Source organism: Bacillus cereus group sp. MYBK101-2, assembly GCF_051918845.1.
Classification (GTDB): domain Bacteria; phylum Bacillota; class Bacilli; order Bacillales; family Bacillaceae_G; genus Bacillus_A; species Bacillus_A paranthracis.
The window spans coordinates 294489-307870 of record NZ_JBQAIE010000002.1 but is presented as its reverse complement, the minus strand read 5'-3'; the positions used below and the strand labels follow the sequence as shown (position 1 = coordinate 307870).

Genomic DNA, 13382 nt, shown 5'->3' with positions numbered 1-13382 from the left:
TTTTTCTCTCTCCCACTCACTTACTTTTTCGGTTCTGCTTTTTGACCAAACTCTTTTTCCCATTTTTCTAAAATTTTGTCTCGATTTTCTGCTGCCCACTTAAAGTCGTTCTTTTTGTATAACTTTTCCGTCACATCTTTAGGGAATCCGTCTGGAAGTTTATAATCATTTTTAATTGTCGCAAATCCATTTTTCTCGAAGTATAACTTCATTACATCATCAGTAATTGCCCAATCTAAAAATGCTTGCGCTAATTTTTCATTTTTCTCATTATCTTTTTTAATAAGTGCGTTCGCTTCTACTTCCCAACCTAATCCTTCTTTTGGCAATACAACTTCAACTGGTGCACCTTTTTGTTTCTCTTTCAAAGCACTATAAACCATCGATACACCAACTGGATATTCACCCGCACCCGCTAATTTCGCTGGTTTTGAACCTGAATGAGTATAAGTTGCCATATTATCATGAAGTTTCTTCATGTAATCCCAGCCTTTATCTTCACCCATAATTTGTAACCATGCAGAAACTGTTAAAAATCCTGTTCCAGAAGATGCTGGATGTGGCATAACAAGCGTTCCTTTATACTCTGGTTTCGTTAAGTCTTCGTATGATTCTGGCATCAGTAAATTTTTCTTCTTTAATTCTTCTTTATTTATAGCAATCCCCGTCATAAATGCAGTATTTCCTACCCATTTTTCTGGTTGTTTATCATCTTTAAATTGCGGTAAAACGCGATCCGCTCCTTTTGGAGAGTATCCTTTTAACATATCTTTTTTATCTAAAGCTAATAGACTTGAAGCTGCAGTTCCCCATACAACATCTGCTTGTGTATTTTTCCCTTCAGCTAGCAATTTTGCTGTAATAACTCCAGTTGAATCACGAACAATATTCAGCTTCACATCTGGATATTTCTTTTTAAAAGAATCAAGATAAATTGGTACAAGTTCTTCTTCAATTGCTGTGTAAACAGTTAATGATCCAGATAATTTATCATCTTTTACTTTTGCCCCAGCACTTTCTTCTTTCTTTGCACCACACCCCATTAATAACGAAAATACCATTCCAGTTGCTACAGCTTTAAAGATTGTTTTTTTCACTGTCTCTCTCTCCTTTTACAAATCTTATGTACAACTCAAATATAAACAACTAGTGTAAAAGCAGTATTAAACCAACATTAATCTTTTGTTTGTTGTTTGTTTTTGTGTAATACGTTGCTACTTCTATGTTTTTTCGCATTTTTCTGCTAATAATGAACACTAAATTTACAAATAATTAAAAAAACCTTTATAATCCCACAAAAAAATGAGGCGTTTGTAAAAAACGCCTCACTTTTGTTTACCTTTTTTTGAATTACGATTTGCATACTTCGCGCTATTTTCTCCTTCATACTCTAATGCAAATTCTGCATCTGGTAAGCTTTCTTTCGGAGTTTTATTATTGTTGATTGCCGCATTTTGTTTCACTTTTCTTTTTACCAATACATTCACCTGCTCTCAAAAATTCACTTTCTACTCTAGTTTGAAGCAAGCTAAAATAATTATTACTGGCAAGTGTTAACAAGTACATAAGAACTGCTAGATGGAAATACTACATATGAAGAAATCATAATAAAAAGGAGCTCTTATTTTGAAGAAGAAAGATAAAATCCAGTCACCCATTTTAGATGAAACGCTCCCGCATCAAATGAATTTCCCATCTTTTAAAGGAACAGGAAAGAAAATGCAACAACCTTTCATCAATCAATATGACGTCGTAATCGGAGACAGTAAATATGATTCCGAGAACAGTCCACTTCACAATTGGAGTGATGATGTAGATCCTGCCATTATGGCTGGAGAAGAATGGATCCATCCTACAAATGATATTGGGTGGATTTCAGAAGAAAATCAAGAGTTACTAAAAAAAGAAGGAGATAATAAGAAGGATACTTTTATGCATCCGCAATTTGGCATTAATGACTAAAAAACCATTCTACCTAACATAGGTAGAATGGTTTCATACTATCCAATAATAATTCTCTCTTTCGGATATTTATAGCGAGGTGGCTGTTCTCTTCCGCCACTAGCTAGTATAAATGTTAAAATACCGACACGCCCGATAAACATAAGTACAATGAGTACAAGTTTACCAACAGTTGTTAAATCTGGCGTAATACCTGTCGATAGTCCTGTCGTCCCGAAAGCAGAACAGACTTCAACAATTAAACTCATAAGCGGTACATTTTCCGTAATAGATAAAATAAATAGTGCTGTGGCACATAATAAAATCCCCATTGTCATAACGACAGATGCTTTCAGCACGTCCTCTTCATGTAGCTGACGTTTGAAGACTCTGACCGTTCTCCCGCCTCTTGCAAAAGTGTATAGTGACAATATACTAACAGCAAATGTTGTTGTACGTATCCCGCCCCCAACCGAACTTGGAGATGCTCCTATAAACATTAATATACTCATAAATAAAAGCGTCGGTTGTGACAATTCAAGTATATCCATTGTAGCAAGTCCCCCGCTTCGCGTCGTCACAGATTGGAATAGTGTATAGAAAACTGTTTCATGCCATGACTTTCCTGCTAAAAAATGATTTCGTTCTAGTAAAAAAATCATAATCGTTCCAACGACCACGAGCGCAAAAAATGTTGTTGTCGTCAATTTTGTAAATAGCGAAAAACGAAATAGTTGCTGTCTCCTTTTACTAAGGAATTGTTTCACTTCCATTAATACAGGGAAGCCGATTGCTCCTAAAATAATAAGTAACATATGAATCATTTGAACAATGTAATCTTTTTTATACGGAATTAGCGATTGTCCTGTTAAATCAAATCCGCCGTTCGTAGTTGCACTAACAGCTGCAAAAAAACCGTGAAAATAAGCTTCTTGCCAAGTTGGAAAGTAAAGTAAGAATCTTGTACCTAATAATATTGCTCCAATAAGCTCTATTGAAATAATTACAATTAAAATAGAACGCATCAATTCTACAAGACCTGATAAATTCCCTTGATTATGGTCTGCCATAATGAGTCTTCTTCTCTGCAAACCAATCTTTTTTCCTGTTATAATCCAAACGAATGTACCTAACGCCATAATTCCTAAGCCGCCCAATTGTAAAATAAGGGCTAAAATAATAATTCCTGCCGTAGTAAATGTATCTGAAATCGTAACAACAGACAGTCCCGTAACACTTACCGCACTAACAGATGTAAAGAGGGCATCGATAAATGTCCATTTCACATCAGCCTTTGTAACAAACGGTAAACTAAGTAATATTACCGATACAACTACTGCTAATAAATAAAACAAAACAATGAGTTGTACAGGACGCAATTTTTGTAAAAACTTTTTTATATCTCTCATTCCATCACTTCGCTACCTTTTTTCTATCGATTAAATAAAGAAAAATCTTCACTTTCTTTATTTGTAAATAACTGCTCAAATATTTTAGCAAATACCATTCCATACACAGTTCCATTACCTCCATATGGCAATGCATAAAATAAATTATGTATCTTATTATCTTCTTTTAAAATAGGGAGACCATCATGACTACCGCCAAATGCTGCCGCCCAATAATACTCCGCCTGTATATCTTTATACTGCGGGAACATCTCTTTTATAAAGTTAATAAGGACATCACGCTTATGCAATAATTTCGTATCACCGATTGTTTGAATTTTCATTGCTTCATCCAATCCACCTACAATAATACGATTTTCATACGTCCTAAAATATAAGTAAGGCCTTGCTGTTTCCCAAATTAATGATTGCTCATGCCATTCTTCAAATGAATCCACCTTATTTGTCACAACTGCATATGATGTTTCCACTGTTGTATTTTTTTCTTTCTTTCCGAAAAGTGCTTCATAACCCGTCGCCATAATAATATTCTTTGCTACAATTTGATTTCCTGTTTTCGTATAACAAATTAGATCATTTTGACGTTTTTTTATATGTATGGCCTCTGTATGTTCATATATAGTAGCACCCATTTGATTTGCTTTATGCAAAAGGCTATGCGCTAATAAATACGGATTTACCTCAGCATCACCGTGTGTATATAATGCCGCTTGTCTTGTAAAAGGATACCGTTCCTTAATATCAGATGCTGTAAAATACTCAACTGGAAACCCATAATTCTGTAACGTTTTGTATTCCTCTTGTAAAAATGAGACATCTTCACTTTTACTTGCATAATATAAACTGTTTCGCGGAATAAACTGGGGATTGATATCGAGAGTCGGTACAACTTTCTCCATTGTTCGTAACGCTTCGTAACAAAGTTTATATGCTCGCACCCCTTTTTCTTCCCCAAATGTATGGATAAGTGAGGTTAACGATTTATCATGAAGAAATTGTAATAACCCTGTATTAGCAGCTGTACTGCCACATGAAATCATATTTTTTTCAATAAGTGTAACGCGCATTCCCATTTTCGCTAACGAATACGCTATTTGAGCACCCGCTTCGCCACTTCCAACTACAAGCACATCACATATCATATCATTTTCTAACGATGGATAACAAGGCATAGAAGCTCCTGTATCCCAAAACAACTTACCAGTCATAAGTTTCATAATTATACTCCTAAAATATAAATGTCTCCTTTCTATGTTTTGTTATTTTACATAAAAAAATCCAACTAACATATGCTAGTTGGATTTTTTATTTTTACTTAGAGCGCTCGTCAAGCCAGTCTCCAATCGTCGGATATGTTTGTTTTACAGCTGTTCCACCGTAAACGATAGACATATGCCCTGTCGGTAAACATACATATTGTTTATCTGTGCTAGAAATATGGTCTAGTAATGCTTCTACTTGACATGGCAAAGCGATATGATCACGTTTCCCGGAAATATTTAAGACATTCGCCTTAATATTTGCAAGGTCTACTTTTTGTCCGCGAATCACAAGTTCACCCTTAACCAATTTATTGTTTTGATAAAAATCACGAATCCACTGTCTGTATGATTCACCTGGGAACGGAATACCATCGCCAACCCACTTTTGAACTAACCTCCAGCTTTCAACGAAGCGCTCATTCTCTGAACGATCTACTAAAGCAACATATGGACCAACAAAGTTCGTAATTGGTTTTAACATTTTGTTTCCGAAATCAATCATTTCTGGCGGAATATTTCCAAATGTATCAACCGCTTTATCTAAATTGAAGTATTTCTCATCTAATAAAGGACCATATAATCCTGTTTCAGAGAAATCAAAAGGACTTGTCATAAAGATTAGGTTACGAATTGGCATGTGCGGATGAAGTGCCGCATAAATAGAAGTTAGCGTTCCCCCCATGCAATAACCAAGTAAAGAAATCTCGTCCGATTTTGCAGTTCGCATTACTTTTTTCACTGCTTTTGCAATATAATCAAACACAAAATCATCAAATTTCAAATGACTATCTTCTAAACCAAATGTGCCCCAATCAAGCATATACACATCAAAACCACGGTCCACTAAATATTCCACTAAACTATTTCCAGGAGTTAAATCCATAATATATGGTTTATTAATAAGAGCATATATTAATAGAATTGGAACTCTTTGTGTTTTTTCTTGTTTTGGAATGTAGCGATAAAGCTTCGTCTTATTCTTCGTCCAAATAACCTCTTTCGGCGTTAATCCTACTTGTGGCTCTGGTTCACGTAATAAAATTTCACTCGCCCTTTTCACACGGCGGTACGCTTTTCGGTATTCTTCTGGGTATAGCTCTAATTGCTTTTCCCATTCTGTTGCGAATGTAGTCATTTTTCTATCTCCTTTTTGGTCAATTTCCTTCTAAAAAAAGAAGTGCATTCCTGCTATGGATATGCACTTTTTTCTTACTTCATTACATATATAATCCGCCGTTAATGTTTAATTGCTGACCTGTGATATAAGCACCGTCACGGCATAGATATACTACACCTTTTGCAATTTCATCAGCTTGACCAAAACGTTTTTTCGGGATTTTCGCAACGATTTTTTGGCGTACTTCTTCTGGTACTTCTGCTACCATTTCAGTATCAATAAATCCTGGGCAAATAGCGTTTACAGTTACATTTGTTTTTGCAAGCTCTAATGCTAATGATTTTGTAAATCCTAGCATACCTGCTTTTGCTGCTGAGTAGTTTGTTTGTCCAAATCCACCGGCTTGACCAATAATAGAAGAAATGCTAATAATTCTACCTTCTTCTGCTTCCGTTATGTATGGAAGTACCGCGCTTGTCGTATTAAACACACTGCTTAAGTTCACGTCAATTACGCGTTCCCAATCTTCACGATTTAACTTTTTGAATGTACGATCTCTTGTAATACCAGCATTATTAACAAGAATATCAACTTTACCAAAATGATTCACTGCTTCTTCTACAAGTCGGTTTGCGTCTTCTACTTTAGAAACATCTGCTTGAACTGCATAAACGTCATGTCCTTCTTTTCCTAGTTCATTTACTAAGTTTTCAGCTGCTTCTTTACTGCTGTTATAGTTAATAACAACTTTTGCGCCCTCTTGTGCTAACGCTACTGTGATCGCTTTTCCAATCCCTTTTGCCCCACCTGTTACGATTGCTACTTTTCCATTTAATTGAACCATTTCTTTTCCCCCTTAAATGAATTTGTGAACGACTATTATGAATCATTTTGGTACTCATACTATGGAGTCCCTATATAATTATGTTTCGCTGTTTATACATAGAAAAGAGATTCTCCCTTTCTCTTTCATATGTTATAAACAAGCGCTATTATCACTTTTTATTTTCTGGCTTATTCGTAGGTTTTACTTCTTCTTTTACAGGTTCTTGTAGTTTTGCTAGTACTGCATTTTGCTTTTCTAGCAATTCTAAAATTTGATCAACTTTCGTTTCTAATGTGCGAATATCTTGTTTTACTTTCGTAACATCGCGCTTTAATGTAGGAGCTTGTCCTACTGACTCTACCTTATCTTCTAGAAACTCCTCAATGTTATCTACTTTATTTTCTAAGTTAATAACAAGCGTAGCCACTCTAGCGATATCCTCTTTCGTAGGCACATTCACCTGCTCTAAATAATTTTTTGTCGTATCATTTAATGCTTTTTGATAAAACAAATTCAAATCTAGAACGCTGCCCATCCAAGCAGAATATTCTTCTGTTTTAATTGTTTCATTGAGCGCTTTTCCCCAAAATGTTTCGGTTTGTTCATAAGCATTTTTCCATGCTTGTAGTGGATCGAATTTTTGATCAATCACTTTACCTACACTCCCTTTTTCGTTTTTGAAACAATTCAACCTATTCATTATTTTCTAATATTCTGAATAAAACTTCAAGTCTATATTTTATTTTTTTCTATTTTCTAACAAATGTATTGACTTTAAAAACAGATAGGTGTAAATTGCACTTATAAGCAAAAAATTCCATCTAACTGATTCATGAGGTGATGCACAATCATGCTACATAATGAACCAGAACAACGCGAAAGTTTGGAGAACAACCAAGCAAAACAACCAAACTCCATGCCAAAAAACTTCTTAGTTCCCTTCTTACTTCTCTGTCTTAAAGACTGGAGTCTTCATGGTTACAAACTTATTCAAATGCTAATGGATATCGGCTTTTCTTCTGTTGACCAAGGTAATGTGTACAGAACACTACGCAAATTAGAAAAAGAAAACCTTATTTCTTCTACTTGGGATACAAGCGACGGAGGGCCAGCAAAAAGAATTTATTCTTTAACTGAATATGGAGAGCAATATTTAACAACATGTGCGACTTCTTTTGAGCATTATCAAAATATGTTGCGGACGTTTTTCACGCTATACACCAATGCATTCTTTCCATTTTCTACTTCTCCAGAAAAGGATGAAAAAGATTCTTCATCTTCACCTGGTGATACAGCAGAGTAATCTGCGTTCACAATATGTAAAAAAACATTTGGGGGTCAAACAATGGAAACTAAACCATACGAATTAGTCGATGCATTTTGGAAAAACTGGTCTCAATCACTTTCCCTTTTCTCTTCAGCTGGGAAACAATTAGAGCAACTTACTTTAGAAACATTAAAACAACAACAAGATGCTTTGCATAAATTAACATCAGGAGTAGATGAACTAGAAAAAGAACTGCAACAATTTACTACTCAATTCAATAATCAGTATACAGATTACGTGAAGCAATTAACTGGAAACTCCTTAAATGATCAAATTAATGAGTGGCAAGACAAATGGAAAGAGTTTTCTGCTCATATGCAACAGCTAACTGTTTCTCCTACAAAAACATCTTTGTCTATCCTTACTCAAACAAGCGGTCAATTTGAAGAAACAACGAAGCAATTTATTGAACAACAACAATTACAACGTGAAGAGGCTCAAAAACAGTTAGAAGGTTTTTTGGAAGATTTCAAGACAAAACAGTTGGAACTCGCAAAAAAGTTCGAGGAAAACTCAAAAAATCTATTTACTTCCATCAAGTAAGAAAAATGTGGGAGCTAACTGCAGCACAAACAAAACTCTTTCTTCCTCCTACTACATCAAGATGGCTAGCATTTTTCGATATGGAAAATAAGGAGGACAAAATGAATCCATTTCAAGAAGCACAAACCGTCCCGGAGCTTCGTTATGATGAGATTCAAGTCGGTGATCAAGCATCACTTACAAAAACGATTACGGATGAGGACGTTATCAATTTTGCAAAATTGACTGGAGATGTGAATCCTATTCATATTTTAGATTCTTTTGCAAAAACGACAATGTTTAAAGAACGTATTGCTCATGGTATGCTCGTTTCAAGTTTTATTTCTACCATCCTTGGAACGAAACTCCCGGGTAAAAATACGATTTATTTATCTCAAAACGTTTCATTCCGCGCTCCTGTCAAAATCGGCGATACACTTCGCGTTGTGGCAGAGGTCATCAAAAAACGTGACGATAAAAAAATCATTACGTTGCAAACAAATATATATAATCAATCGGATGATATTGTCGTGGAAGGTACAGCGACAATACTAAAAAAAGAGTAGCAAAAATTGCTACTCTTTTTTCTATCCAATAACTTCTAATCACACCGATTACTTCCGCGTATGAGCACGCCGGTTCCACATAAAATAACGGTACCAGTTCAGATACATACTTAGCTGAACTGGATTACTCATAAGGATGTGTATCATCATGGCAAAAACAAACAAATTACTAGTTCCAGGTGCTGAACAAGCACTTGATCAATTTAAATATGAAATTGCACAAGAATTCGGCGTAAGCTTAGGGTCTAATACTGCATCACGTTCTAACGGATCAGTTGGCGGTGAAGTAACAAAACGTCTTGTTTCTTTAGCTCAACAACAATTACGTGGATAACACAATATAACATATGGCTTAGAGGCAGATATTCTCTGCCTCTTTCTATTTCTAACATACATAATGGTGCTTTTTCACATACTAGTAAAAGCAAACTGAAAGGAACGATATGTAACATGAAACGGATTAACATTCACATGAGTCCTCCCCGTGTTCTTACTTTGTCTTTTATTATGTTATCAATTATCGGTACATGCTTATTAAAATTGCCAATTGCTACAACGACGTCTATTTCATGGCTCGATGCTTTATTTACAACCGTTTCTGCTTGTACGGTTACAGGGCTTGGTGTTGTGGACACTGGGAAAGTATTTACCTTATTTGGCCAATGTGTCATTTTAACACTTATACAAGTGGGCGGACTTGGCATTATGAGCTTTGCCGTTTTAATTGCGATTATGCTTGGCAGAAAAATTGGCCTTCAAAACCGAATTTTACTGCAACAAGCATTAAATCAAACGAATATAGGCGGTGTCATTCGTCTTGCCAAAGCATTATTTTTATTCTCTTTTACAGTCGAATGTATCGCTGCTTTCATTCTTTCTTTTGAATGGGTACCGAAATATGGGATTGCTAAAGGGATCTATTATAGCTTTTTTCATTCCATCTCTGCTTTTAACAATGCAGGTTTTTCTGTTTGGAGCGATAATTTAATGTCCCACTCTCACAGCATTCTTGTCAATCTCGTCATTTCCTCCCTCATTATTTTAGGTGGGATTGGTTTTACAGTAATCGTAGATATAAAAAGAAAGAAAAATTTTAAAAACCTTACATTACACTCAAAACTTATGCTCTCTTCTACTCTAATCATCAATATTATTGCGACTGTTTTTATTTTTATATTCGAGTTTCACAATTCTCTTTCTATGAGAGGCTTTACCCCATTTGAAGAAGGCATGGCTGCTTATTTCCAAGCTATTTCAACGCGTACTGCCGGGTTTAATACAGTTGATATTTCCGCATTATCAAAGCCTTCCCTTTTATTAATGATGCTTCTAATGTTTATCGGAGCCGGTAGTGCTTCAACTGGCGGTGGGATTAAATTAACAACCTTTTTAATCATGTTTTTTGGGGTATTTAAATTTTTACAAGAACAAGATGATATTGTCGTGTTTAAAAAATCTATTAAAGATACTCTCATTGTCAAATCATTAACCATCGCTATTATTTCTATTTCATTTATTTTTTTGGCTATTTTAATTTTAAGCATTACTGAGCGAGTTCCTCTATTGATGAGTGCTTTCGAAGTATTTTCAGCATTTGGGACTGTCGGTCTCAGTATGAATTTCACACCACACTTAACGATGATTGGAAAAGCTATTATTATCTTTATGATGTTTTTTGGAAAGATGGGGCCTTTAACACTTGCTTTTTCATTTGCACGTAAAAAGAACCGGAAAATAAAATATCCGAATGAAGACATTTTAACAGGTTGACAACCGTATAAATTATCCATATAATGAGAGTACAATAGCATATCTCCAAAGGGGAGTAGCGTCCAAGAATATTTCTTGGAAACAAAGTCGTCATTACGTAGAACTTAGTTCTTCCGGCTTTGTTGGCATTTTCATTACATATGTCTAGCAAGACCTTTGCCTATTAACGGCAGAGGTCTTTTTTGCATTCATTACCAAATTCTTCCAAAGTTAATAGGCAGGAGTATGGGGAAACTAAATAGTGGGGAAATTCTTCACTTATTTAGTACTTATAGAAATGAGAGGAGAATGTACATGGATGTATCATTATTATTGGAGTATGGTTGGGTATTACTCATCCTAATTGCACTAGAGGGGATTTTAGCGGCTGACAACGCTCTTGTTCTTGCAATTATGGTAAAACATTTACCAGAAGAAAAAAGAAAGAAAGCACTATTTTATGGATTAGCAGGGGCATTTGTTTTCCGTTTCGGATCGTTATTTATGATTTCGTTCCTAGTCGACGTATGGCAAGTGCAAGCAATCGGTGCCATTTACCTTATGTTTATCGCTGGTAATCACTTATTTAAAACGTATGTTAAAAAGAATACAGATGAAGAAACAGAAGAAAAAGAAGCAAAGAAAAAACAAGAGAACTTTTGGTGGACTGTATTTAAAGTTGAAGTTGCAGATATCGCCTTCGCAGTTGATTCTATTTTAGCTGCTGTTGCATTAGCAATGACTTTACCAAAAACAGGATTAGGTACAATTGGTAGTCTTGATACTGGACAATTCGTTGTTATCTTTGTAGGTGGACTTATCGGATTAATCATTATGCGATTTGCGGCAACTGCTTTCGTACAAATTTTAAAACGTAAACCAGGACTTGAAACTGCGGCATTCTTAATTGTAGGTTGGGTTGGTGTGAAACTAGCAGTTTATACGTTAGCACACCCTGCATTAAATGTAATTCCGCACTCATTCCCAGAATCTACACCATGGAAGCTTACATTCTGGATTGTATTAGTTGGAATCGCAGCTGGTGGTTGGTTCTTCTCAAAAGAAGTAGAAACAAAAGTAGAAAAGAATTTAGACGAAAAAGCGCTGTAATTACAGTGCTTTTTCTTTTTTCCTTGTCCCCTCTCTATGTCCAGAAAAATTATATTATACTATTATTTGTAAGCGCTTTCTCTGTCTATGTATGTCCTTTTTGTGAAATATTGCACAAACTCATTGAAACTATGACAGAATCGATGTACTTTATTCATATAAGGAGCATTTATCCCACTTTAATGGGCAGTAAGACCTCCACCTCGAAATTCAGTCAAAGCAAAGAAGTTCGGTGGGGGTCGGGCTGCCCATTAAAGTCCGATTGGTGAGGGCTGATAATCAATGGGGGATGAAGAAAACCCCACTGATTAAAGTTTCACTTTATAGATGATGTACTAAAGGAGCGTATTACTCATGCTAGAACAAGGATTAGATTATGTTGTCAAACTGGCTAAGAGCAAAAAACAAATGTTAGATACAAACCCGATGCAATATTTCATTCGTGCCGCACTTGCGGGTATTTATATCGGTTTTATTATTGTACTATGTTTTAAATTAGGTAACTTTTTTCACATTGCAGATTCACCAGCAACTTATTTAGCTGCTTCTATGTTTTTCGGAATTGCCCTCATACTTATTATATATGGTGGTGCTGAATTGTTTACTGGAAACACAATGTACTTCACTGTAGCAACTTTAAGAAAAGAAACAACAATTGCTGATACACTTCGTAACTGGTTTGCTTGTTATGCAGGCAATTTAGCTGGTGCTTTATTCTTTGCCTTACTATTTTACGCAACTGGCATTTTTGAAGCAATTGATCACGGTCATTTCATGAATAAAGTAGTAGAAGGAAAAATGAATACACCTACAATGCAACTATTCTTTAAAGCAATTTTATGTAACTGGCTTGTATGTCTTGCTTGTTTCTTACCTTCTCAAGTTAAAGGTGATACAGCAAAAATTATTATGATGATGATGCTCGTTTTCACATTCTTCTTATCTGGTTACGAGCATAGCATCGCAAACTTATCACTGTTTGCTTTATCTTTAGTTTCACCGCATCCTGAGACAATTTCTTTTGCAGGTGCTATTCATAACTTAATTCCAGTTACAATCGGTAACATTATTGGTGGGTCTGTATTTGTCGGTATGGTATACCATTACTTAACAAAGAAAGTACCTGACGTGAAACAAGAAGAAACTGAATTAGGAGCAGCTCAACAAGAAGAAATCATTCCGTTGCAAGCGCATATGAAACATTAAAAACTCCAAAGTTTTACTTTGGAGTTTTTAGCTCCCCACATATTTAACAACAAGATTAGGATTAATCTCTCCTTCTTCCTTTCCCTTATTCATTCTCTGTTTCATCTTATGCATACCGATGACATCATTCGTATGAAAGTGTATTTCATTTACATATAAACCCTCTTTACAAAAAGCTTCGACAAAATCTAATCCACTTTTTTCTCCCCATCCCATATTGAAATCAAGGGAAAGAACATTCACCTCATAATCTTGTACCATTTGCAAAGCACATTCTACTGTAGTTGCGAGCACGTAACCGTACGGACAACTTCTTTGATCATCCATATATACATTCATTTTCTATC

The 13382-nt window shown here is 35.4% G+C and carries 16 protein-coding genes and 1 riboswitch; of the genes, 8 read left to right on the top strand and 8 right to left on the bottom strand.

All coding sequences use genetic code 11. From position 1 onward, the window contains the following. Positions 1 to 20: 20 nt before the first annotated feature. Positions 21 to 1097, bottom strand: a complete 1077-nt coding sequence (locus ACTFSI_RS06855) for a putative 2-aminoethylphosphonate ABC transporter substrate-binding protein (protein WP_138322283.1) — start codon at positions 1095 to 1097, stop codon at positions 21 to 23. 228 nt (positions 1098 to 1325) lie between these two features. Continuing rightward, a complete protein-coding gene (locus ACTFSI_RS06850; RefSeq protein WP_000240799.1) occupies positions 1326 to 1478 on the bottom strand; it encodes a hypothetical protein in 153 nt (50 codons plus the stop codon). Positions 1479 to 1626: 148 nt separating this feature from the next. On the opposite strand from ACTFSI_RS06850, the gene ACTFSI_RS06845 reads away from it, so the two are divergent. Next, on the top strand, positions 1627 to 1962 hold the full coding sequence (locus ACTFSI_RS06845; protein ID WP_000725962.1) for a DUF3905 domain-containing protein: 336 nt from the start codon (positions 1627 to 1629) through the stop codon (positions 1960 to 1962). A gap of 38 nt (positions 1963 to 2000) precedes the next feature. On the opposite strand, the gene ACTFSI_RS06840 is transcribed toward ACTFSI_RS06845, so the two are convergent. The 5 genes from ACTFSI_RS06840 to phaR form a co-directional block, all read right to left on the bottom strand. Then, positions 2001 to 3350: a TrkH family potassium uptake protein gene (locus ACTFSI_RS06840; protein WP_001204696.1), complete on the bottom strand. Its 1350-nt coding sequence runs from the start codon at positions 3348 to 3350 to the stop codon at positions 2001 to 2003. Between the two features lie 23 nt (positions 3351 to 3373). Further along, a complete protein-coding gene (locus ACTFSI_RS06835) occupies positions 3374 to 4567 on the bottom strand; it encodes an NAD(P)/FAD-dependent oxidoreductase (protein ID WP_044792803.1) in 1194 nt (397 codons plus the stop codon). 94 nt (positions 4568 to 4661) lie between these two features. Further along, the gene (gene phaC, locus ACTFSI_RS06830; protein ID WP_000206335.1) at positions 4662 to 5747 is read right to left on the bottom strand and encodes a class III poly(R)-hydroxyalkanoic acid synthase subunit PhaC; all 1086 of its coding nucleotides are present in this window, start codon (positions 5745 to 5747) and stop codon (positions 4662 to 4664) included. Positions 5748 to 5829: 82 nt separating this feature from the next. Next, positions 5830 to 6573: an acetoacetyl-CoA reductase gene (locus ACTFSI_RS06825; protein ID WP_000250412.1), complete on the bottom strand. Its 744-nt coding sequence runs from the start codon at positions 6571 to 6573 to the stop codon at positions 5830 to 5832. Between the two features lie 151 nt (positions 6574 to 6724). Next, entirely contained in the window at positions 6725 to 7207 is a 483-nt protein-coding gene (gene phaR / locus ACTFSI_RS06820) for a polyhydroxyalkanoic acid synthase subunit PhaR (protein ID WP_000566940.1), read from the bottom strand. A gap of 198 nt (positions 7208 to 7405) precedes the next feature. On the opposite strand from phaR, the gene phaQ reads away from it, so the two are divergent. The 7 genes from phaQ (at position 7406) to ACTFSI_RS06785 (ending at position 13035) form a co-directional block, all read left to right on the top strand. After that, complete coding sequence (phaQ, locus tag ACTFSI_RS06815) at positions 7406 to 7858, top strand: poly-beta-hydroxybutyrate-responsive repressor (protein WP_000903020.1); 453 nt, start codon at positions 7406 to 7408, stop codon at positions 7856 to 7858. 42 nt (positions 7859 to 7900) lie between these two features. Further along, positions 7901 to 8425 carry a polyhydroxyalkanoic acid inclusion protein PhaP gene (gene phaP / locus ACTFSI_RS06810; protein WP_000448588.1) on the top strand — a complete coding sequence of 175 codons (525 nt, stop codon included), beginning with the start codon at positions 7901 to 7903 and terminating at the stop codon, positions 8423 to 8425. 101 nt (positions 8426 to 8526) lie between these two features. Beyond that, complete coding sequence (locus ACTFSI_RS06805; RefSeq protein WP_001067916.1) at positions 8527 to 8970, top strand: MaoC family dehydratase; 444 nt, start codon at positions 8527 to 8529, stop codon at positions 8968 to 8970. A 148-nt stretch (positions 8971 to 9118) separates the two neighbouring features. Further along, positions 9119 to 9304 carry an alpha/beta-type small acid-soluble spore protein gene (locus ACTFSI_RS06800; RefSeq protein WP_001140707.1) on the top strand — a complete coding sequence of 62 codons (186 nt, stop codon included), beginning with the start codon at positions 9119 to 9121 and terminating at the stop codon, positions 9302 to 9304. A 116-nt stretch (positions 9305 to 9420) separates the two neighbouring features. After that, the gene (locus tag ACTFSI_RS06795) at positions 9421 to 10740 is read left to right on the top strand and encodes a TrkH family potassium uptake protein (protein ID WP_000822321.1); all 1320 of its coding nucleotides are present in this window, start codon (positions 9421 to 9423) and stop codon (positions 10738 to 10740) included. A 38-nt stretch (positions 10741 to 10778) separates the two neighbouring features. Next, positions 10779 to 10944: riboswitch (yybP-ykoY riboswitch) on the top strand. 90 nt (positions 10945 to 11034) lie between these two features. After that, on the top strand, positions 11035 to 11829 hold the full coding sequence (locus tag ACTFSI_RS06790) for a TerC family protein (RefSeq protein WP_000383322.1): 795 nt from the start codon (positions 11035 to 11037) through the stop codon (positions 11827 to 11829). A gap of 354 nt (positions 11830 to 12183) precedes the next feature. Then, the gene (locus ACTFSI_RS06785) at positions 12184 to 13035 is read left to right on the top strand and encodes a formate/nitrite transporter family protein (RefSeq protein WP_000893042.1); all 852 of its coding nucleotides are present in this window, start codon (positions 12184 to 12186) and stop codon (positions 13033 to 13035) included. Between the two features lie 27 nt (positions 13036 to 13062). On the opposite strand, the gene ACTFSI_RS06780 is transcribed toward ACTFSI_RS06785, so the two are convergent. Further along, the gene (locus ACTFSI_RS06780; protein WP_138322284.1) at positions 13063 to 13374 is read right to left on the bottom strand and encodes a cyclic-phosphate processing receiver domain-containing protein; all 312 of its coding nucleotides are present in this window, start codon (positions 13372 to 13374) and stop codon (positions 13063 to 13065) included. Positions 13375 to 13382: the final 8 nt, after the last annotated feature.